The 22,629-nt window shown below is 64.8% G+C and carries 14 protein-coding genes; 1 reads left to right on the top strand and 13 read right to left on the bottom strand.

The window, feature by feature from the left end:
• Positions 1 to 111 precede the first annotated feature (111 nt).
• Positions 112 to 681 (bottom strand): DUF3106 domain-containing protein, encoded by a 570-nt coding sequence (locus RT460_RS02040; protein WP_313316847.1) that lies wholly within the window; start codon positions 679 to 681, stop codon positions 112 to 114.
• Positions 668 to 1,672, bottom strand: a complete 1,005-nt coding sequence (locus RT460_RS02035; protein WP_313316846.1) for a hypothetical protein — start codon at positions 1,670 to 1,672, stop codon at positions 668 to 670. Before RT460_RS02035 ends, RT460_RS02040 begins: the two co-directional genes overlap by 14 nt.
• Before the next feature lie 423 nt (positions 1,673 to 2,095).
• Here RT460_RS02035 and RT460_RS02030 point away from each other — a divergent pair, with 423 nt between their 5' ends.
• Entirely contained in the window at positions 2,096 to 4,288 is a 2,193-nt protein-coding gene (locus tag RT460_RS02030) for a primosomal protein N' (RefSeq protein WP_313316845.1), read from the top strand.
• Positions 4,289 to 4,355: 67 nt separating this feature from the next.
• On the opposite strand, the gene RT460_RS02025 is transcribed toward RT460_RS02030, so the two are convergent.
• The 11 genes from RT460_RS02025 to RT460_RS01975 all read right to left on the bottom strand — a co-directional run bounded on the left by RT460_RS02025 (position 4,356) and on the right by RT460_RS01975 (position 22,080).
• The gene (locus tag RT460_RS02025) at positions 4,356 to 5,447 is read right to left on the bottom strand and encodes a serine hydrolase domain-containing protein (RefSeq protein WP_313316844.1); all 1,092 of its coding nucleotides are present in this window, start codon (positions 5,445 to 5,447) and stop codon (positions 4,356 to 4,358) included.
• A 428-nt stretch (positions 5,448 to 5,875) separates the two neighbouring features.
• Complete coding sequence (locus RT460_RS02020; protein WP_313316842.1) at positions 5,876 to 7,780, bottom strand: hypothetical protein; 1,905 nt, start codon at positions 7,778 to 7,780, stop codon at positions 5,876 to 5,878.
• A gap of 105 nt (positions 7,781 to 7,885) precedes the next feature.
• A complete protein-coding gene (locus RT460_RS02015) occupies positions 7,886 to 9,715 on the bottom strand; it encodes an ATP-binding protein (RefSeq protein ID WP_313316841.1) in 1,830 nt (609 codons plus the stop codon).
• Positions 9,712 to 10,371, bottom strand: coding sequence for a response regulator transcription factor (locus tag RT460_RS02010; protein ID WP_313316839.1), 660 nt, complete (start codon positions 10,369 to 10,371; stop codon positions 9,712 to 9,714). The genes RT460_RS02015 and RT460_RS02010 overlap by 4 nt, the downstream gene beginning before the upstream one ends.
• A gap of 329 nt (positions 10,372 to 10,700) precedes the next feature.
• Positions 10,701 to 12,137 (bottom strand): glycoside hydrolase family 47 protein, encoded by a 1,437-nt coding sequence (locus RT460_RS02005; protein WP_313316838.1) that lies wholly within the window; start codon positions 12,135 to 12,137, stop codon positions 10,701 to 10,703.
• Positions 12,137 to 14,842 carry a glycoside hydrolase family 2 protein gene (locus tag RT460_RS02000; protein ID WP_313316837.1) on the bottom strand — a complete coding sequence of 902 codons (2,706 nt, stop codon included), beginning with the start codon at positions 14,840 to 14,842 and terminating at the stop codon, positions 12,137 to 12,139. Before RT460_RS02000 ends, RT460_RS02005 begins: the two co-directional genes overlap by 1 nt.
• Before the next feature lie 33 nt (positions 14,843 to 14,875).
• Positions 14,876 to 16,117: an AGE family epimerase/isomerase gene (locus RT460_RS01995; RefSeq protein WP_313316836.1), complete on the bottom strand. Its 1,242-nt coding sequence runs from the start codon at positions 16,115 to 16,117 to the stop codon at positions 14,876 to 14,878.
• On the bottom strand, positions 16,114 to 17,109 hold the full coding sequence (locus tag RT460_RS01990; RefSeq protein WP_313316835.1) for a carbohydrate kinase: 996 nt from the start codon (positions 17,107 to 17,109) through the stop codon (positions 16,114 to 16,116). The genes RT460_RS01995 and RT460_RS01990 overlap by 4 nt, the downstream gene beginning before the upstream one ends.
• Positions 17,110 to 17,115: 6 nt before the next feature.
• Positions 17,116 to 18,423: an L-fucose:H+ symporter permease gene (gene fucP, locus RT460_RS01985; protein WP_313316834.1), complete on the bottom strand. Its 1,308-nt coding sequence runs from the start codon at positions 18,421 to 18,423 to the stop codon at positions 17,116 to 17,118.
• Between the two features lie 43 nt (positions 18,424 to 18,466).
• A complete protein-coding gene (locus RT460_RS01980) occupies positions 18,467 to 19,525 on the bottom strand; it encodes a LacI family DNA-binding transcriptional regulator (RefSeq protein WP_313316833.1) in 1,059 nt (352 codons plus the stop codon).
• Between the two features lie 98 nt (positions 19,526 to 19,623).
• Positions 19,624 to 22,080 carry a GH92 family glycosyl hydrolase gene (locus RT460_RS01975; RefSeq protein ID WP_313316831.1) on the bottom strand — a complete coding sequence of 819 codons (2,457 nt, stop codon included), beginning with the start codon at positions 22,078 to 22,080 and terminating at the stop codon, positions 19,624 to 19,626.
• Between the last annotated feature and the right edge of the window lie 549 nt (positions 22,081 to 22,629).

The raw sequence follows: 22,629 nt of genomic DNA, 5'->3' as shown, positions 1-22,629 counted from the left end.
GGAAGTGCGCGGTTGCCGGGTCGCGGAGTGTGCCCATTCTACCGTGGCCGCACGGTTACCGCCCTGCCATGTGGTGAACGCTGGGTTTGATCCTGGCGCGCCAGCGCGCGGTCAATGGCCGACCTTTTCACGCAACCAGGCATCACGCTGGGCCGGCGCCAGACCCAGCAGTTGCGCGCGCAATGCGTCGCGCTCCTGCGGCGGCGTGCGCATCGAAACAAGGCTCAGCTGCTCCAGCTGGGTAGCGTCCAGCCCGCGCAGCAGGGCAATGACTGCAGCGCGTTCGGCATCGGGTACGAAACCGAACAAGGGCTGCAACCGAGGATAGAAAGTACCCAGCTGCGCGCCCAGCAGCCAGCCGTCGCGATGCAGCTTGTCCATGCCGGCGAAGCGCGCCTGCAGGGCATCACGTTGCGTCGGCGGCATTGCAGCCAGTGCGCTGGCGGCCTGCCGCAGGCGCTGTTTTTCGCTATCGGGCAATGCCTGCCAGGCAGCGTAACGGCTGCGCAGGTCGCGTTTCTGCGCGGCGGCCAGGCCGGGCCAACTGGCTGAAGCCGAGGCCGGCGCGCTGGCAGCGGGCGGCGACGGGATGCCTGGCAAGGCGGTAGGCGTGGCCGCATGCAGCAAACCGGCCGAGGCCAGCAGCAACAGCGCCGACAGCAGGTGCTCAGTTTTCAGCATCGACCGTCTCCAAGGCTGCGGCGGCAGGTTCGGGCCGGCTGGGTTGTGGTTCGGATTCGTCCACCGGCAAGGGACCGCCAGCGGCGTACCACGCAAGGAAGTCCACATCGCGGGCCAAGCCCAGGTCTGGATCGGACAACATCGCCGCGTCGCTGCCTGCATGCGGATCGGGGCCCGGCGCAGCCGCCTCGCCGTCATCGGCAAGCTCCTCTACCTGCACCGGGTTGTCGTCAGCCAGCCCGCTGCCTGCGCCATCGGCAGTCCCGGCCGGGTGATGCGAACGCCACCACCAGCCAGCCACCAGTGCCAACAGCAACAGCGGCAGGCACAGCAGCAACCAGGTCCGCAACGTCCAGCGCTTGCCCGGCTTGCGCCGTGGCTGCGTCGCGCGCTGCGGTGCCGGCTCGGGCTTGACCGCTGCCGGCGTCGGTTTGGCCGGCAACGCACCGGTCACCACTGCGTCACGCAACTGCTCCAATTGTTGCAGCCGTGCGCTCGACAGATCCCGTACCTGCGCCTGCACCTGTTCGGCCAGCGCCCGCCAGCCTGCCGCATCCGGCTGCCCTTGGGCATCCACCGGGCACGCGCCAGCCAAGGCCTGCCGGTATGCAGCCGGCGCCACGCCCAGCACCGCTGCGGCAGCGTCTTCGTCCAGACCGGCACCGATACGCAGCAGCAAGGCCAGGCGCTCGGCCGCGGCCAACTGCCGCAGATGGGCCAACGCGGGGTCCCACTGACCGACGCCGGTGGGTTTGAGCAATTGCGGGGTGCTGCACAGCAGCCCCCAGAACCGGGCCGGCCATTCAGCCATGGGAAGCTGCGTGGCATGCCCGGCAAAGGCGCGCATGGCCACGGCCACCGCGCGCTCGGCAACCGCGGCATCGCCGGTCTGCAGCTCGGCCACGACCAGCGCACGGCGCTCGGCCCCGCGCAGGAAGGCGGTCAAGGCATTGGCTGCGGCCGGGGAAAGAGGGGCTGGTGCAGCCATCATGTGAACTCCGTCATGGGACAAATCATACCCAGCACGTCCCCGCCTGCCGACGGCCTGCACGCGCTCTTAACAGTGTCGGCAGCGCCCCTGCCGGAACTTGTGCACAGCGTCAATACGCCGTAACAAATTCCCTGCGAACGTCATGCGCAGACTGCATTTCGTTTTTGTTTCACGGATAAGTATTTGTTTTTAAATGACAAATGTATGTGGCTATTTTTTGTCCAAGTTGACCCAAAGGCTTGAACCATCGCCCAAGGCGCGTGGAGCACCGCGCTCACCCACAGAGTTATCCACAGGAAATGTGGATAAGCCCAAATCCCTAAGCAGGGCCGGCGTTTACATGGCATTTATGGATCCGCTCACAGCTTGCGCACGCAAGTGAATACCGCCCGGTCCACTTGCCGGGGCAGCTAAACTGACAGCATGCCCGCCTGCCCCACCCTGCGCGTCGCCTTGCCGGTGCCGCTCCCGCAAAGCTTTGATTACCTGCCCCCGAGCGAGGTTGCCCCGTCAGAGGCCGACATCGGCCGGCGCCTGCGGCTCCCCTTCGGCAACCGCGAACTGGTGGGCGTGGTCGAAAGCCTGGGCCAGGCCGATGACACCGACAGCCTGCGGCCGGCACTGGCCTGGCTGGACGAAGGTCCATTGCTGGGGGGGGAACTGCTGGCCTCTTTACGCTGGCTCAGTCGGTATACCCACGCCCCTTTGGGTGAAGTCCTGTCTACCGCCCTGCCTGCCCTATTAAGGCGCGGAGAGGCGCTGCCGGATACCCACGGCTGGGCATGGCAGCTGACCGAAGCAGGCAGCGCCGGTCTTGCCCGCCTGCGCGCCAACACCCGCCCACAACGCTTGGCCAGCCTGCTGCAGCAAGGTGCGGTCAACGAGGATCTGCTGGACGAGCAGTTGGAAGACTGGCGAAGCGCCGCCCGGGCCCTGGCCAAGCGCGAGTTCGTGCATCGCATCGAGGTGCCTGCCCTCATCCCGCAGGCGCAGCCCCGGCCCGGTCCCCAGCCCAACCCGCAGCAGCAACAGGCCATCGATGCGTTGCAGGCCGCCGATGGCTTCCAGCCGTTCCTGCTCGATGGCGTCACCGGCAGCGGCAAGACCGAGGTCTACCTGCAGGCGATCTGCCATTGCCTGCAACAGGGCAAGCAGGCGCTGGTGCTGGTGCCGGAAATCGGCCTGACCCCGCAGACCCTGCATCGTTTCCGCAGCCGCCTGGGCATTCCGGTGCACGCGCTGCATTCGGGCTTGAACGACAACGAGCGCGCCCGCGTCTGGGCAGCGGCATCGCGTGGCGAGGCGCGAGTGATCGTCGGTACCCGCTCGGCGATTTTCACACCGCTACCGCAGGCCGGCTTGATCGTGATCGATGAAGAACACGATGGCAGCTACAAGCAGCAGGACGGCATCCGCTACCACGCGCGTGATTTCGCATTGGTGCGCGGCAAGGCGCTGAACGTGCCGGTAGTGCTGGGCAGCGCCACCCCATCGTTGGAGTCGCTGCACAATGCGCGCAGCGGTCGCTATACGCACCTGCGCCTGCAGCAGCGCGCAGGTGATGCCAAGCCACCAGGCGTGCGTGTGTTTGATGTGCGCAAGCGCCCATTGCAGGACGGCTTGTCGCCGGAAGTGCTGGCCGGCATTGAGCAGCACCTGAAGGCCGGCAGCCAGGTATTGGTGTTCAAGAATCGCCGCGGTTATGCACCGGTACTGTTGTGCCATGACTGCGGTTGGACCGCGCCCTGCAAACGCTGCAGCACGCCCCTGCATAAAACCCCGATGACCGTGCATGGTGGTGGTCGCCGCCTGCAGTGCCATCACTGCGGCGCGCGCCAGCCTGTGCCGCTGGCCTGCCCCGATTGCACCAGCCTGGCGCTGCAACCGCAGGGCATCGGCACCGAGCGGCTGGAAGAGCGCTTGCTGCAGTTGTTCCCCGATTACCCGGTGCTGCGCATCGACCGCAGTACCACCAGCCGCCGCGATGCGCTGGAACAGACCCTGGCAACGCTGGGCGAGCAACCGGGCATCCTGGTCGGCACGCAGATCCTGGCCAAGGGCCACGACCTGCCGAAGCTGACCCTGGTGGTCGTGGTTGGGATTGATGAAGGCCTGTTCTCGGCCGACTTCCGGGCCAGTGAAAAACTGGCTCAGCAGTTGATCCAGGTCGCCGGCCGCGCCGGTCGCGCCGAGCGCCCCGGCGAGGTCTGGCTGCAGACGCACCACCCGGACAACGCGCTGCTGCACACCTTGGTCAACGGCGGTTACCACGCCTTTGCCGATGCCGAACTGCTGCAGCGTGAGGCGGCCGGATTTCCACCCTTCGCGCATATGGCCTTGTTGCGTGCCGAGGCCAAACAGGTGGAACAGGCCAATGAGTTCCTGGGCGCACTCAAACAACTGATTCCGACGCAAAGCGATGTTGAACGCTTTGGCCCGATGCCGGCGCCAATGCCGCGCCGCGCGGGCTTCCAACGCACCCAGTTGTTGTTGTCGGCCGGACAGCGGCGGCCGCTGCATACGGTATTGGACAGCGTGATGGCGCAGGCCTACGGGCTGCCGCAGGCGCGTCGGGTGCGCTGGTCGCTTGATGTGGACCCGATGGATCTGTACTGAGCCCGGCAACATGGGCAGCGCATCGCTGCAGTTGCCGGACAACCACCCGCTGCAGCGCTTGCGCCACTCAACGATAGATAGCGGCGATCTGCGCGATGAACTGCTGTGGATTGGCGCCAACCAGGTTGGTCAGCACGATGACGGCCAGACCTTCGTCCGGATAGACGACGAAGGCCGCACGCGCACCGCCCATGCTGCTGACCTGTCGCCGTCCGTCTACGGTGGCCACGGGCCAGCCCGCTGCCCATGGACCTGCGCTGCCATCGTTCAATTGTTCCGGCGCCCACATGCGGGCCAGGCTTTTCGCGCTGATCAAGCGCTGCTGCATCAAGGCCAACAGCCATGCGGCCAACTCATCGCCCGTTGTCTGCAGCCCGCCGCCGGCCCACAGTCCCTGCGGCATGTCATAGAACCAATGCGACAGGCGCACCGGCGCACCTTCCGCATCCGTGCTGCGTGGAAACAGGCTGTAGATGGTTGCCGCGCCGGGAACCAGGTCATAGCTGTCGCCGAAGCGCGTGCGCGACATGCCCAACACTCCAAGCTGACGTGCTGCCAGGAAGTCTTCGTAAGGCACGCCGCCCTGCTGCGCGATGATCCTGGCCAGCAGGCCATAGTTGGTCTGGTTGTAGGCAAAACGTTCGCCCGCGGCGGCCTCGACCGGCAATTGCTCGATCGTGCGCCAGGCATCGGCTTCGGATCCACCGCCCGCCAGACCCTGCTCACCGACGATGTCCGGCAGACCGGAGGTATGCGCAAGCAGCTGGCGCACACGGATGCCATGCCACGCTGGCGGCAAGGCCTGCAGGTAGCGGGAAACCGGCGCATCAAGGTCAAGCTGCCCCGCTTCGACCAGCTGCATCACTGCCACGCCGGTGAAAGCCTTGGTCGCCGAGTTCAGCGGAAACAGGGTCGTTCTGCTGGCGGGCACGTGGTTTTCCACGTTGGCCAACCCGAGGCTTTCGGAAAACACGATGCTGCCGTGCTTGATCACCGCCACCTGCAGGCCGGGGATGCCCCGCTGCTGCATGGTGTTCTGGAGCAGCACGCGGGTCTTCTGGTTGGCTTCCTCAAGGCTGTCCGCCGAGACTGGCATGGCCACGAGGCCCAGCAGTGCAACCACGGGCAACAACAGGCATCGAAGAGTGCGGGCGGGCATCAGTGCATTCCAGTCTGGCCAAGGGGAATCGGTCGCCGATGATCCAGCGTGTACTCCCTTGGATGCAACTACCCGCGGAAAGGTTTAAACCACGTCCGGACATGCTGCGAATGGTCGCGCTCAACGCTGCTCGCGGAGTGCGCTCACCAGGCTTGCATGTAGCTGCTGGCTGTTGACCGCTACGCTTCGCGCACAGGCGCGGACGCTGTTTTGGATGCGGCGATGGGCAACGGCGTCATGCACGATCCAAGCCGCCTGCAAGGCGCCTGCAACGGCTACCGGTTGCGCGGGCACCGACGAGGCGAACGGCGTGCATGATCCGCTACCCTGGCTGTCGTCACACCATGACCTTGCCCCGTCCGTCGCGCTTGCCATCACGCCCCCTGTTGCCTGTGTGGTGCCCTTGAGCCGAGCTTGCGGCCCGGGTGTTACAGATCCATGCCAAAGCCCACGCCAGCGGACTTTTCCCCGCCACCGAAGGCACCGCCCAGGGAGAACGAAGCACGCGTACCGATCTTGCGGCCGTAGCCGACCGACAGCGCCGGCTCACCGCCCTGGAAACCAGCGCCCACCGCGATGCGGCCGCGTGCGCTTTGCCCGCCACCGGCATTCATCGCCATGTTGGTCATCGCCGACGTCATCGCGCCCATCCGGTCGATACGTCGGTCCTGGTTGCGCAGGCGTTGCTCCACGCCTTGATGGAAGCGGCTGAAGTCGTCACTGAATGCCGCCAGTGCGCTGTCGGTATAGGCATTGGCACTGCTCAGCGTCTGTGTTGCGGTCGTGTCGGTGTACTGGTTTGCAGAAGCCAGCGTGGCCGCATCCCCCGCACTGACCTCAGTGCGCACTGTCGCCACCTGCGTATCGGTGTAACCGTTGGAAGCGGCCAAGGTCGCGGCGTCGCCGGCATCCGCATGCGCGCGCGCCGCCTGCAATCCCATCGCCTGGCTGTTGGCGACCTGCTGGTCGGTGTACTGGTTGGCCGAACCAAGCGTTGCGGCGTCGCCAGCTGCAAGATCACCACGCAATGAAGTCTCACGCGTGTCGGTGTATGCGTTCGCCGAAGCCAGGGTGGCTGCGTCCCCCGCCGCCATGTCCGTACGGATCACCGCCTCACGTGCATCGGTATGCGCATTGGCCGAATCCAGGGTTGCGGCGCCGCCGGCGGCGATGTCGTCGCGGATCGCCGCTTCGCGCGCATCGGTATAGCTGTTGGCGCTGGCCAGGGTCGAGGCGTCCGCATCCGCCATATCGGTACGGATTGCGGTTTCACGCGCGTCGGTATGCGCATTGGCCGCATCCAGGGTTGCATCTGCGCCGGCGGCGATGTCATTGCGGAGGGCTGCTTCTCGCGTATCGGTGTATTGGTTGGCCGTCGCCAACGCAGCACCGGCCTCGGTGTCGACGTAGTTCTGCAGGTTCGTGCCCTGGTTGGTCAACGCAGTATCCAGCGCACCAAGCGCAGAGCCCACGCTGTGCTGCACCCCTCCCTGGATCGCATAGTTGGGCGCGGTGAACACGCCCCCGCTGTACGCAGCACCGCCGCCCAACCAGGCTGCGACACCCGACAAGCCGCTGCTGTTGGATGCTGACACCGCGTTCAACTGGGTGACATTCACCGCATCGTCGCCAGCGATGCCGGCGGCGACATTGGTGATGCGTCGTTTCAATGTAGCCGAACCCACCGACACCACGTTGGCAAGGCCACCGTCAGTGTTGCCAAAGCCCAAGGCTACCGAGCCACCGCCGGCAGCGATCGCATTCCTGCCGATGGCGACATTGTTGTCCGTACCCGCGGCGCCCGCGGGGGCTCCGAAACCACAGCACATGTCTCTGCCGTCACCGCCGTTTCCGGCCTGGCTGCCATCGCCCAACGCGATGTTGTAGTTGCCGCCTGCGCCACCATTGCCACCCGTGCCACCCGCGCTCCCCTGACCCGCCTTGCCGCCGTTACCCGCACTGCTGCTGGTACCGAATGCCAAATTGTAGGCCCCCCCATTGCCACCGATCCCCCCGGTTCCCCCGGCGGTGCCATTTGAGCCCTGCCCGCCCAAGCCGGCTGAACTGCCCTGCCCGAAAGCGGTATTGCCGGTGGCATTGCCCAACCCACCAGCGGAGGTGCTCCAGCCAAGCATGTTTGGGCCTGCGGGGCCGTCACTACCCACCCGGCTGCCATCCTGACAGGCGATGGCGCCGGTGCTCGTGTCCTGTGTGCACGGGGCTGTGGGGGAGGTCCCGCCAACCACTTCAGCGGCATGCACCGGCAACCATGGCAGCAAGGCAAGCAGGGTGGCCGCCAACGGCATGGCGGTGGTTACAAGGTGACGGCTCATGAACGGATCCCCCGAATCAACAAGGAGGAAAGCTAACGCCAGAGCTTGCTGTCCCGCATCCACGAAATCAGGTAATGCGGCGTTCCCCGACCTCGGTCAGGTTGATCACGGCACGGACAACACCAAGGCCAGGCGGGTGCCGGCGCCATTGGTTGCGGGCGACACCTGCAGCTCGCCGCCAAGCCTGCGCGCGCGCAGGCGCATGCTGGCCAGCCCCGCCCCCGCACGTGCGGCGGTTTGCTCGTCCGTGCTTTGCATCAGGCCGACGCCATCGTCGTCAATATGCACTTGCAGCTGATCGCCCTGCCGGCGCAGGTAGACATCCACGCGCTTTGCGCGGCTGTGCTTGAACACATTGGTCAGGCCTTCCTGCAACAACCGCAGCAGGTCCAGGCTGCGCGTCGCGCCGAGCTCCACGCCTTGAATATCATGCAGATGCCAATGCGCGTGGATGTCGGCCGCCTCCAGCAAGCTGCTGGCGCGATGCCGCAGTGGTATCAGCAGCTCGGCCAGATCGGCCTGTTCGCGCGCGGTACTGTCGATCACCAGCCGCAGGTCGTCGCGCATCTCGCGCAGCACCCCGATCACCTGTTGTCGCGGCATGTCCTCCGGTGCCTGCTCCAGTCTTGCAATGGCGCCCACCAGCGTGCCGCCAAACCCGTCGTGCAGGTCGCGCACCAGCTGCAGGCGTTCACCGGCGCGGCTGTGCGACAAGGCCAACGCGTGTTGCTGCTGCAACGTGTCTGCCAGCTGGGTCGTGGCCTGCTGCACTTCATGCCGCAGCTCGGCGTTGAAACCCTCCACCCGCTGCATGGTATTGGCAAAGCGATAGGCAAGCACGAAGCCCATGCCCAGCAGCATCAGCGGCGAAGTGAACGAACCCAGGTAGCTGACACCGCCGTACCAGCCCATATAGACGCCGAGGTCGTGCAATGACACCGCGATCGGCAGGATGATGCACAGCGCCAGTACCTGGTAGTCACGCCGGCCACTGCGCAGCGCATAGGCCATGAAGGTGAACGACACCACGTAAAGGAAGGCAATGGTCGGCACCAGGTAGATGTTGCGGTTCGGCCCCATCCACTGCGGCCACAGCAACGCACCCGCCATCACCAGCAGGGCGATGCCCAGCAATACCCGCTCCAGACGCGGCCACCGCCGCTCGCAGAAACGCAGAAGAAACACCGTATGTGCAGCAGCGCCTGCCACATAGCACGCGCCGATAAAGGCCTGCCAGCCATCGGTGGTGGAGAACGGCCACGGACTGCTGGCGAAGAAATTGCTGTCATACAACCGCCCGAATACCGCGCTCAGGGCATACCAGCCATACATGGATTCCTTGCGCCGCAGCAGCCAGAACATGCCGATGACGGCTGCCAGTACCAAGCCGATCGCGCTGTCCAGAACCTGCAGGTCATGGCGGACAAACACTTCCTGGCGATAGCGCGCCTGCAGCGTCTGCGGATCGCCTACGTCCACCACGCCGAGCGAAGGCTGGTACGCCGCCAGCCCCGACACCCGAACCAGCAACTCATTGTCCCCCTGCCGGAGCAGCGGGGACTGCAGCAGGAAATAGCGCGGCACATGCCAGCTGCGTGACAGCGGTTCGACCAGCGATGCATCGCGATCGATCAAGCTGCCATTGAGGTAAACCGCGGCCGCCATGCAGGTGTAGTCCAGCAGCAGGCCGGTCGGTTGATTGGCATCGCCTTGCTGCCAGCGCAGCCGGTACCAGACCACGCCATCGTGGTCCGGCCAACGGGTCTGCCATTGATCGGCCAGTGGCACCTGCTCCCAGCCCTGCGACGGCGCCGCTGGCGAGTGCCAATCCGCGCGCACCGCCTCTGCCTGGCTAATGCGCAGCACATCCGGCGTCTGCGCCTGGGCCGGCACCATGCACGCCCACACAAGCAACAGCAGCAGCCAACGGATCAAGGCAGTAGTCCCATCGCCCGTGCTTCGTATACTGCCGCGGTCCGCGAACCCACCGCCAGCTTGCGGTAGATGTTGCGGGTATGCGCTTCGATGGTGAGCCGTGACAGTCCGAGCAATTCGGCTATCTCGCGGTTTCCATAGCCCTGCGCGACATGCGCAAGAATGCCGAGCTCACGCTCTGACAGATGCACATTGGCTGCTGGCGGCGCGGCAACTGGCAACTGCGTAGCGGGCAGCAGCGCAAGAATGCGCCGTGCAATCATCGGATCAATTGGTGCGCCGCCGCGTTGCAGGCTACGCAGGGCGACAGTGAGCTCGATATCGTCGCGGTCCTTGAGCAGGTAGCCCACGGCGCCGGCACGCAGTGCGGCAAAAATGGCTTCTTCCTCGGCGAATGCCGACACGATCACTGCCTGCAACTGCGGCTCGTGTTGCTGCATCCAGCCGATCAGCTCGATGCCGGTACCATCGGGCAATTGCATGTCGACCAGGGCGAGATCGAAATGATGGGCCTGCAGGAGTGCGCGGGCCTCGACGAGATCTGGGGCGGTGTTGATCTGCGGCGCTTGATCTGCCGGCAGTTCTGCCACGAGCCGTGCCAGCCTCGCCAGCGAAGCTGCGTCGTCGTCGATGATCAGGATGGAAGACAGCTCCATCGGCCCCCGCCTTGGTCCCTGTTGGAGCGGAGTTTAGCGCGCTCTTACGGCGGGCTTGTGAGGGGGTGGTATTGGTGGGGGTTGAAGCGGGGTTCGAGGTGCTAGAGCTGCTTCCGGTGGGAGTGTTAGGCGAGGCGGCCCTCACCCCCTGCCCCCGCTCCGCGCCCCGGCCCTTGCGCTGGCGCAAGGGCGTTCGTGGGATAGCGAACCTTTGGTTCGCGAACTACCCCCCTCACCCCGCAAGCGGGAGAGGGGAGGAAGCCCAGCTTCGGTTGGTTCATTGGGAAGCCTGACTCCGGCTGGGTCAAAGCAGGCTTTGTCTTCCGTTCTTACCAGGTACGACGCAGCGGATGGGCTTCGGTGTTGAAGACTACGCCGTTGAAGTCCAGGGTCTTGGCCGGGGCGAACAGCAGGTAGTAGTACTTGAAGGTCTCGGCGAACAGGAAGCTCTCCATCGAGTCGTCCTTCTCCTTGCTGCGCACGTCCTTCAGTGCCGAGAAGCCGTGGTCGGTGCGGGTGTAACGCACGAAATCGTCGAAGAACTCCTTGCCCATGCCACGGTAACGCGCATCGCCGGTGTAATGGTGCAGGTAGTACGCCGACTCCACGATCTCCGGGCGCAGCGCATAGCTGGGCGAGCGCACTTCCATCTTGGCGTAGTCCAGCGACTCCGGCTCGATGTCGTGCAGGCGCCACATCTTCAGGTTGGATTCCTGCAGGCGCTTGGCGCGGTCAAGGTCACCGCCCAGTGCCAGCAGGCCCGGCATGAAGGCATCCAGTGCGCCATATGTGGTGGACGTGCGTGCACCGGTGTCCATGTCGGCGTGGCCATACCACAGCTCGCCTTCGCGCACTTCGTCAGCCAGGTACTGATTGATCGGGCCGATGCTCTCGTCCCACATCTTCTTGCAGTCTTCGTCGCCGAACAGCTTCCAGCACTTGAGCAGGTACTCGTAGTACGAATCGATGCCACCGGCAATCGAGGCGTCCTTGTTGGTCCACTCACCGGTCTCGACATTGATGTTCAAACCGACCAGGCCGATCTTGGAGCGACGCTTATGGGTTTCCACCAGCGCACGCTTGGCCTTGTCGTAGTACGCCTGCTTGCCGGTGAGCTTGGCCAGGGTGCCGAACTCGAGCAGCAAGGTGCCGGTCTCGGCGGGGTTGCTGATCTTGCCGCTGGTCTTGCCGGTATGCAGGTTGACGTGGGTGTACGGCAGGCCGGTGGGGCTGTCGAACACCGGCGACAGGCGCGTGCCCAGGTCGTCGGCGAGCTTGAGCAGGCGCTCGTCGTTGGTCATCTGGTAGGCCGACAGCAGGCCGCCCAGCAGCCGGATGGTGACTTCGAAGTTCTGTACGTCGATGTCCTGGTCGAAGGACAGCTGGGTGACGATCAGCTCGCGGGCTTCATTGGCCTCCTTGTCCAGGCCGAGCAGCAGCAAGGTGTCCAGCGCGTCCACCGGCGACATCAGCAGCGGCTTGGGATACCAGTCGCGCGGCTGTGCGCTGATCGGCTTCAGGTCGTCGTGGCCCTTGGCGTACTGCATATAGCCCTGCCAAGCGTGGCGGGTGGCCTCGCGGACCTGTTCGGCCATGCGCGCGGCCTCGGCCTCATCCACGTTGGGCAAGGCAGCATCTGCTGCCGGCGCGGCGGCAGTGGCCGGGGCAGCCGGGGTGGTGGCGGGAGCGGCGGCCTGCTGGCTGCAAGCGGAAAGCGCCAGCATCAGCGCGGCGACCAGGGGGGCGGTACGCAGGGAACGGGTCATCAGTGAATCCTCTCGACGGAAGCGTTGTCTTGCGATGCAACGGGACGGGACTGCAGGGTGTCGCCCAGCGTCTGCAATTGCAGTGCTGTGCGCAGGGTGGAAAGCGGGGCGGTGCTGCGGACGATCAGCTCGCGGGTCTGACCGGGCAGCAGGTCAAAGGCGTTGTCTTCAAGGGTCGCGCTCACGCCATCGAAGCCGATCCAGATGCCGCGCACCAACGCATCGGCGCGCAGCTGCAAGACGTAGTGATCACCTTCGGCACGCAAGGCGGTGTGTAGCTGCCCGGCCTGCAAGGCCTGCTGCTTGGCGGCGACGAAATAGACCAGACGCTGCGCCAATACTTCATCGCCGCGGGTCAATTCGAAGATCGCCACGCTGCGGTGCGGATCTGCGCCCTGCAGCAGTTCGGCATCACCGAAGCGCGCCGCTTCGGTCGCCGATAGCCCCGCCAAACGGATTGCCTTGTGCTCTTGCCGCAGCACACGGCCATCAAAATCCAGCACACGCAGCTGCCACTGTGCATCCAGCGGATCGCGGCCATCGTTGAGCAGGCTCAAGCGCGTCGTGCCTTCATCGCGCAGCGCCGCCACCGCGACATCGGCGAAGAAGCGTTTGGCATGGAAGTTCAGCGCCTTCCAGTTGCCGTAGTAATCCACGCTGGACCATGAAGCACCCGGCCACACATCGTTGAGCTGCCAATACAGCGAGCCCATCGTGTACGGACGCGACGCGCGGTGATGCAGTGCTGCAAGCTCAATGCCTTCGGCCTGCATCATCTGGCTCAGGTAGACGAAGTCGGCAAAGTTACGCGGCGTGCCGAACTCCATTTCGATGTAGTGCAGCAGTCGTTCGTTGCCCTTGCCAGCCAGGAACTTCTGGTGCGCCTGGATCACCGGGCCATCAATCTGCTGCTCTTCGGCCGTGGCGAACGCATTGACCGTCGACAGCTGCGGCCAGGCCTGCAGTCCGTACTCGGACATGAAACGTGGGGTTTCCTTGAGGTAGGCGGTCGGCGGCAAGGCCGGGTTACCCCAGACTTCCCAGTAGTGCTTGTCACCACGGCGCGAGTCGTTGGCCTTGGCGTCCAGATCATTGCTGGGCGAGCTGGACCAATACGGCACGCCCAGGCCTTCCTCGGCAACCACGCTGCGCAGGTCCTTGCCGAACAGATCCACATAGCCCTGCCATACCTTCTGCGCGAACACCGGATCGGCTTCCTTCAGCGTCTTGCCGTGGCCCCAATCCTTCCACGCGGTTTCTTCCTCGTTGTTGCCACACCACAGCACGATGCTGGGATGGTGACGAAGACGGCGGATGTTGTCGCGCGCCTCAGCCACTACATTGGCGCGGAACGCGGGGTCATAGGCCGGCTGCATGCCGCCGCCAAACATGAAGTCCTGCCACACCAGCAGACCCAGCTCGTCGGCGATGTCGTAGAAGGCATCGTCTTCGTAATAACCACCGCCCCAGTTGCGCAGCATGTTCATGTTGGCATCGCGCGCAGCCTGCAGGTCGCGGCGCAGGCGTTCACGCGTGACCCGTGCCGGGAAGGCATCGAAGGGAATGACGTTGGCGCCCTTGGCGAACACCGGCACGCCATTGATGACGAAGGCGAAGCCCTGGCCGCCATCCTTGTCCTCATCGCGCTGCAACTGCACGGTGCGCAGGCCGATGCGCACGCTCGACGCCAATGCCTCCTGCTGGCCGTCGCCCAGTCGCGCCTGCACGGTATAGCGATCCTGGTCGCCATAGCCTACCGGCCACCAACGCCGGGGCTTGTCGATCTGCAGTGGCAGCGACACGCTGTTTTCGCCCGGCTTCAGCGCAATGTCCTGGCTGATCTGGGCGACCTTGGCACCGTCTGGGCCGAGCACATCAACAACCACCTTCTGCGTGGCAGCGGCATCCGCCTGCTCAACCTGCAGCAGCACGCTCAGCCGCGCTGCATCAGAATCCAGTGAGTCTGTACGTACGGACAGATCGGTGATGCGCTGCTGCTCCCAACTGTCCAGATGCACCTGCCGCCAGACGCCGGCAGTGACGTAACGCGGGCCCCAGTCCCAGCCGAAATGGTAGGCCGGCTTGCGCACGAAATTGCCGACCATCGCGTCCTTCGGCTCGTCACCGTAGGGCGAGGGATAGTTGCCGGCGATCTTGTGCGGCATCGCCTGCACCTGTGGCAACAGGCTGCGGATAGGCGAGCGGAACACGATCTGCAGTTCATTGCCCTGCGCGCGCAGGCGGCCATCAACGCGGGCACGCCAGGTGCGGTGCGCGTTGTCAGCCTTCAACAAGGGCTGCCCGTTGAGACGCACCTCGGCGAACGTATCCAGGCCGTCGAAGCGCAGCTCGGCATGCGGGCGCGCCAGCGTTGCCGCATCCACATCGAAGCGTGCACGGTATTCCCAGTCGCCCAGGCCAATCCATTGCAGGCCGGCCTCTGCGGCACCCACATAAGGATCACCAATCAGGCCGGCCGCCATCAGATCGGTATGTACGCTACCCGGCACGGCTGCCGGCTTCCATGCATCCATACCGGGATGAGCTTGTAGCTGGGCGTCGCCGGGCAGCAGCCGGAAAGTCCATTGCGCCTGCAGCTCTGCCGCCAATGCGCTACCGGTCATCACCAGCAACGCACCGCCCAGCAGCGCCTGTGCGACGTGCTTTTGTATCGATCCAATTTTCAACTGCAAACGCTGCCGCATAGCCCCTCCGCTAGTGCTTGACGTTGCCGGGGCTCAGCCCGGCTGCTGCTCGCGTACCACGTTCAACACTTCGTGGCAGGCGCCCATGGTGTGGTAATCGGTCTTGCCGGCCGGGCTCTTTTCGTCGTCGTACTTGCGGTTGTCGGCATCGAGGATGCGGAACCATGCGCCATAACGGTGATCGACGAAGTACTGCCACGAATACGCCCACAGGCGGTCGTACCACTCCCAGTAGCCGGCATCGCCGGTGCGCTTGGCCAGCAGCGCGGCAGCGGCCAGCGACTCGGCCTGCACCCAGAAATACTTGTCGTCGTCGCAGACAAAGCTGTCGCCACCAATGGCGGCGCCGTCCATGTTGGGCTGCCGCCGCGACTCCGGCGCGAAGCCGTAGTACAGGCCACCACGTGCCTCATCCCAGGAGCGCGTCACTGCGGTATCGAACAGATGCTGCGCCGTCGGCACCAGCCAGTCGGCGTCGACATGGCGGTCGAGGATCATCAACAGCTTGGCCCATTCGGTCTGGTGGCCGGGCTGGAAACCCCAGGGGCGGAACAGATGCTTGGGATTGTCCAGGTTGTAATCCCAGTCGATGTTCCAATCGATGTCGTAGTGCTCCCACACCAGACCGCCGGCCTTGGCTGCCTGGCGACGGGTCATGTTGTCGGCCAGCTGCAATGCGCGCTGCAGGTAGCGCTGTTCGCCGCTGGCCTCGAACGCGGCCAGCATGGCCTCGCACATATGCATGTTGGCGTTCTGGCCGCGGTAGCCGGTGAAATTCCAGTTGGCGTCGGCTTCATCGCGGTACAGGCCGTGCTGCGGCTCCCAGAAGTGGCGTTCCAGCAGCTGCCAGGTTTCATCCATCCATTCCCGGCTCTGTTCGATGCCTGCCTTCAGCGCGCAGCTATAGGCCAGCAGCACGAAGGCCACGCCATAGCAGTGGTTCATGTCGTCCTCGACCTTGCCCTCGCGCAGGGTCCAGGCATAGCCACCCGTGGCCGGGTTGCGATGCACGTCGCGCAGATAGCGCACCCCGTGCGTCACCGCTTCCAGATACTCGGCATTGCCGTACTCGCGGTAGGCCATGGCGTAGTTGAAGACAAACCGCGTGCTGCTGACCAAGTGCCGATGGCTGCGGTCATAGATGCTGCCGTCGTCGCGGTAGTAGTGGAAGAAGCCGCCTTCCGGATCAATGCAATGCGGGTGGTAGAAGGCCATCGTGTCGGCGATGTGCCCGCGCAGGAAAGCCGGTGAACGGAAATCGGGCGTGGTGGTCATGCATTGGCCTCCTGTTGCTGCAGCAGATGCTGCACTTCATTCAAAGCGGGCATCGCCGCAAACGCGCCCTTGCGGGTGACCGCCAAGGCACCCACGGCGGCGGCGAACCGCAGCGTGCCGTGGATGGCATTGGGCGCCTTGCAGAAGGCGGCAAAGCCCGCCCCCGCGCCACCGCGTTCAACCAGCCCCACCAGCACACCGCCGACAAAAGCATCGCCGGCAGCGGTGGTATCGACGGCCTGCACGCTGAAGCTGGGTACTTCACCCTGACCATGACGGGTATACCAACGCAAGGTTCCTGCGCCATCGGTAACGATGACCCACTGTGCCTGCACGGCCAGCAGGCGCTGCAGCACCTGTGCTTCGCCGTCTGCACCCAATGGCGCGGCCAGGTAATCGAGTTCTTCGCGCGAGAGCTTGATCAGGTCGGCACGCTCCAGCGCTTGCCATAGGCGCGGGGTGGGGTCGACGTCACTCGGCCACAGCGCCGGGCGCAGGTTCAGGTCCAGGCTGACCACCGCACCCGCGGCGCGGGCGCGTTCCATGCCGTCGAACGTGGCCTTGGCGATCTCGGCCTCGGTCAGGCTGTTGGAACAGACGTGGAAGCACGCCGTGCCATTGAAGCAGGCCGGCAGGTAGTGTTCGGCGCGGAACAACAGGTCCGCCGCCGGTGGCCGGTAGAAGCTGAAGCTGCGCTCGCCATGTGCATCCAGTGCCACGAATGCGAGCGCGGTCTTGGCCTGGTCGGTACGCACCACGCAATCGGTCTCGACCCCTGCCTGCTGCAGGCTTTCCAGCAGGAAGTCACCGAACATGTCGCGGCCCAGCATGCCGGCGAAATGGCTGCTGGCACCCAGCCGTGCCGCCGCCACTGCCACGTTCGCCGGGGCCCCGCCAGCGTACTGCAGGAAGGCGCGCGGGGTGTCTTCCGACGCCGGTGGCTGCGCTAGTAGATCGATCAAAATTTCGCCGAAACAAACAATCTTGCCCATCTGGCCTCAGTCCTTCTGGCTGACACCGGTGCTGATGCGTGAACCGACCAGCCCGTAGAAAATGATGTAGCCGTAGCACAGCAACGGCAGGATGAAGGAGTGATGCACGCCGATGCGGTCGGCCAGCATGCCTTGCAGGAACGGCACCACCGCGCCACCGACAATCGCCATGATCAGCAGGCTGGAAGCCTTGTTGGTCAGCGGGCCAAGGCGCTCGATACCCAGCGCGAAGATGGTCGGGAACATGATCGAGTTGAACAGGCCGATCGCCACCACCGAATACAACGCCAGCTTGCCCTCGCTACCCATGGTCAGCGCCAGCAAGGCGACGTTGATCAGGGCAAACAGGGCCAGCAGCTTGCGCGGCGAGAACCGCACCAACAGCGCCGAACCGGCAAAGCGGCCAATCATCGCCATGGTCCAGTACAGCGACACGTAGTGCGTGGCCTGCTGCTCACTGAAGCCGCCGATATTGGGCAGCGACAGGTAATTGACCAGGAAGCTGCCGATCGACACTTCGGCGCCTACATAAAAGAAGATTCCCAGCACGCCGAACAGCAGGTGCTTGTGGCTCAACGCGTCGCCGTAGGTATGGCTTGCACTGTCTGCCTGCTCGCTGCTTTCACTCAATGTGGGCAGGCGGAACAGGAACACGAACAGGGCCAGAAGGAACAGCGCGACCGCCAGACCGAGATACGGCCCTTGCACCGATTGCGCTTCCTGCACGCGATAGGCCGCCTGTTCGGCCAGCGGCAATGCCTTCAGCTCATCGGCGCTCTTCACCGTGTTGCCGAGGATCAACAGGCCACCGAAGATCGGGGCAATCGCCGTACCCAGCGAGTTCAGCGCCTGTGCCAACGTCAGACGGCTGGAACTGGTTCGCTCCGGCCCCAGCAGTGCAACGTAGGGATTGGCGGCAACCTGCAGCACGGTGATGCCGGTAGCGAGCACAAACAGCGCAGCAAGGAAGGCGCCGTACTGACGCAACTCCGCCGCGGGCCAGAAGCCCAACGCACCGATGCCCGCGATCACCAGACCGGCGACGATGCCCTGCTTGTAACCCAGCCGCGCCACCAGTCGCCCGGCCGGCAACGACATCAGGAAGTACGCGCCGAAGAACGTGAACTGCACCAGCATCGCGCGGGTGTAATTCAGCTCGAAGACCGACTTCAGGTGCGGAATCAGGATGTCATTCAGGCAGGTAAGGAAGCCCCACATGAAGAAGATGGTGGTGGCCACCGCCAAGGCCACGCGCGTATTGACCACGGGCGCCGACGGGCTTGATGTAGACGATGGCGATGTTGGTATGTGCATGTGGGTGGGCCCTGGTACGGTGATCGGGAGGTGGAGTTACGGCTCAGCGTGGCCTTGCGGCACTGCTTTCACGGATCCGCAGCTGCACCGGGGCAACGGTGCGCATCGGCGCTGCATCGGGGTTGTCGAGGCGTTGCAACAGCAACGCTGCGGCTTGGCGGCCACGTTCACGAGGATCAGCGGTAAGCGTGGTCAAGGGCGGGAATGCGACTGCGGCCTCGGAGATATCATCGAAGCCGGTGACAGCGAAATCGCCACCGGGCCGTATTCCACGCGAGGTAAGGCCCAGCATCAGACCCAAAGCAACCGTGTCGTTGTAGCAGACCGCCGCACTGGGGGCCTGTGCGCTTTCGAACAATTCACCGGTACGCGCAGCGGCTTCCAGTCGATTGGGAGCGGACTCGATCATCCATTCGGCGTGCACCGGCAAACCGGCCTCGCGCAGGGCCTGCTGGTACCCCAGCCGGCGCTGCGCGCAGGAGCTGGACGCCGCATGCCCGCCGAAGAAAGCAACATCACGATGACCGCGTTCGATCAGGTGCCGGGTGGCCATGTAGGCGCCCTGTTGGTTGTCCAAGGTGAGGAAGTCCCACTGCGCGCCCGCCAGTTCGCGGTTGAACAGCAACACGTTGGCGTGCGCCCCCAATACCTGGCGCAGCTCGCCGGCATCGCTGCCTTCGGCGGGCGACAGGATGAAGCCGGTGGGGGTGTGCTCCATCAAGGTGCTCAGTACGGCCTGCTGTCGCTGCGGCGATTCGCCGGTGCTGCCCAGCAATGTCACATAACCCTTGCCACCCAGTGCCTCGTCCACGCCGGACGCAAACTCGGCAAAGAACGGGTTGGACAGGTCATTGATCACCAGTGCGATCGACGAAGAGGTACGACGGCGCAGGTTGGCGGCGGTACGGTTGTAGACATAGCGTTGCTTGCGCAGCTCGGCCTCGACCTTGGCGCGGGTATCTACATTGACCAGCGGACTGCCGCGCAACACCAGCGAGACGGTTGCACGCGACACACCTACCGCCTGCGCGATGTCGGTGACGGTGACCGCACGTTGGCCGGCCTTGCGAGCGCCCTTGGCGCCAGGTGGAGTGTCTTTCATCGGCTCGACTACGGTTGCGGAATGCGCCAAGCCTAAAGGATCAAGGCCACCGCTTGCGGTGCCCTGCCCCTTCTTGTTGCCCTTGGCGCCCGCCATGCTCACGGCTGGGCGCTGCCCGGAGTAGCGCAATAGGACACCGGCAGGTCGGCCTGGGCCGTGCCCCAGCCCTGTTCCGGCGCCTGCGTGCCCAGCTCGAAACGCACGTTGCCGCCCTGCTGCAGGCGCTGCCAGTCCAGCCATACAGCCGCCTGTGGCTTGCCATCGACCTGCACACCCTGGATGTACTGCAGGCTGCGCGGGTCGGCGCCCGGGGCTTGCAAGGTCAAACGACGGCCATTGCCCAGGCTGATCTCGGCCTTGCTGTAGCGCGGCGCATGCAGCAGGAACTGGCCACTGCCTGGCACCGCCGGGTACAGGCCCAGCGCGCTGAACAGGTACCAGGCCGACATCGTGCCCAGATCGTCATTGCCGGTGACGCCGTTCGGCGCATTGGTGAACAGCTGCTGCGCAGCGCGGACCACGGTGGCGGTCTTCCACGGCTGGCCGATCAGGGTATACATCCACGGCGCATGCAGGTCCGGCTCGTTGTTGGGGTTGTAGCGGTACTGGTTGTAATAGCTGTACGGGCCGACCACCCACTCCTTGCGCGCGGCGGTCAGCGGCGCCTGCAGCAGTGCGTCGTAGGCGAAGAAGGCATCCAGACGCTTGCCGGTCTGCTCGCGGCCATGCATGGCCTGCAGCATGCCCGGCACGTCCTGCTGCACCAACCATTGGTACTGCCAGCCGGTGCCTTCGTGGAAGCCGTGCTGCGAGCGCGGGCTGTAATGGCCATCGGCCGGCGTATACCACTTGCCGTTCTCGTCGCGCGGACGTGGGAAGCCGGTGAATCCGGTTTCAGCATCACGCACATCCGCATCCCACACCTTGTGCCAGTTGCCGCCGCGAGCACGCAGGGTAGCTGCATCGTCGGCATGACCGAGGCCATCGGCCATCTGCGCCAATGCGCAATCGGCCAGCGCGTATTCCAGCGTTGCCGAACCACCATGATGCGGATCCACGTCCATGCCCTTGGACGGGAAGGCGCGGTCGTAACCCACATAGCCGTTAGCGAGATAGCTGGCATTGCCGGAACGACCGGCATGGCGCGAGTTGATCGGCGGCATTTCAAAGGCATTGCGGCGCAGCGCACCCCAGGCTTCCGCCTCGCGGCCCTGCAGCGCGCCGAAGCGCCACAGGTCGACCATGAACGGCGTTACCGGGTCGCCGGTCATCACATTGGTTTCGAAGTTGGCATAGCCCCAACGCGGCAGCCAGCCGCCCTGTTCGTTGATGGCCAGCAGACTGCGGCCAATATCGCGGGCAACATCCGGGCGGGTCAGCGCCAGCCACTGGTTCTGCGTGCGGTAGGTATCCCACAGCGAGAAATACTCGTAGTAGGTCCAACCATCGGCACGATGAATCCCGTCGTCATAACCGCGGTAGCGACCATCGGCGTCGCTGCCGGTCATCGGCTGCAACAACGCGTGGTACAGCGCGGTGTACAGCACGCTGCGGTCATCGGCACTCGCGCCTTCGACCTTGACGCTGGCCAGCTGCTCGCGCCATTGCGCCTGCGACAGCGCGCGCATGCGATCGAAGCCCAGCAGCTTGCCGCCCTGCATGCCGTCGCTGCGCAGGTTGTTGCGTGCACCTTCGGCATCCACATGCGAGATCGCACTGGTGGCGGTGACGCTGCGGCCATCGGCCAGGTCAAAGCTCAACCACGCACCATTGGGCTTGGCCTCGCCTTCCATGCTGTGACGCGCACCGGGCAGGCCGCCTTGCTCGCCCCAGGTGCCATGCGCCTTGAACGGACGATCGAACTCGATGCGGAACCACGTCGTGTACTGGTGGCCGCCGCAGAAACTCTTGGTGACCAGCTTGCCTTCCACCGCGCGGTCGCCGACCACATCGATGACGCTGCCGATCACCGAATGCCGCTCGTTGGCTTGGGCCACATTGACCAGCACCTGGCCTTCGCTGACGCCGGCGCTGAAGGTGTAGCGCTCGGCGGCGGCACGGGTGAGCGCGGTGGTTTCCACGTCGATGCCGCGGTAGTCGGTCAGCCGGACCTTGTAGTAGCCGGCCTGCCCTACTTCGCCATCATGGCTGTAGGCCGAGGCGTAGCTCTTGTGATCGAAGCGCTTGGGGTCCTTGGTATCGAAATCACCGCCCGGGCCGATGCTGCCGGTCACCGGCAAGACCGACACCTGCCCGCCCTGCTCCCAGCAACCCGCGCCGGAAATGAAGGAATGACCAAAACCACGGATCTTCTCGTCGTCATAGCGCCAACCCGAGTAGTGGCTGCCGATCGGGCTGACCTGGATCAGGCCAAACGGTGCAGACGCGCCCGGGAAGGTGTTGCCGTCATCCTTGCTGCCGATGAAGGTGTTGACCTCACGTTCCAGCGCGACTGACGGTGCAGCCTGCAACAGCGGCGCGAAGCTCAGCGCCAGCAAGCAAGCGGCCATTGCCACAGGGCGATTGGAATGGGCGGTGGACGGCGATCGGCTCATGTCTTGGATCCTTGGGTCGGTCGTTACGGCAACGATGTTGGTACGGCAAAGGTTGGCCCGGGCAAGCCGGGCCGCTGATACCCAGCCCGTTCCTTGCAGAACGGGGGAGAGATGCCAGGCATCAGCAAAACGGGCGGCCCGGCGCCTGCCCCGGCAGCCGTCACGACAGCGGCTGGCGGATCAAGCACCCAAACGCGGGCCATTCGAAGCGCTTTCCAGCCATGTTTTCAGTGACTTGCAGCATCCAGAGGCGCGCCCTGCGCAGCCCCAACTGCTTCCCCCGAATCACATTGCTGAAAATTTAGATCGATCCAAGTAAAGCATGAGGATTTCGTCCAACGCATTCTGCGGCGCAACATCGCAGCAGAACCCCCGGTAGTGCCGAGCCATGCTCGGCAGGGGCTTTCCCCACAATCCGGCACAAAAGCCACCCCCTCCCCAGCCCTCCCCCTGCCTGCGGCAAAGGGAGGGGGCGTAGTGCCGAGCCATGCTCGGCAGAGGCTTTCCCGACAATCCCGCACAAAAGCCAGCCCCTCCCCAGCCCTCCCC

Origin of the sequence: Stenotrophomonas sp. (assembly GCF_032061965.1) — a bacterium.
In the GTDB taxonomy this organism is placed as follows: Bacteria; Pseudomonadota; Gammaproteobacteria; order Xanthomonadales; family Xanthomonadaceae; genus Stenotrophomonas.
This window is presented reverse-complemented; position numbering and strand designations above follow the sequence as displayed.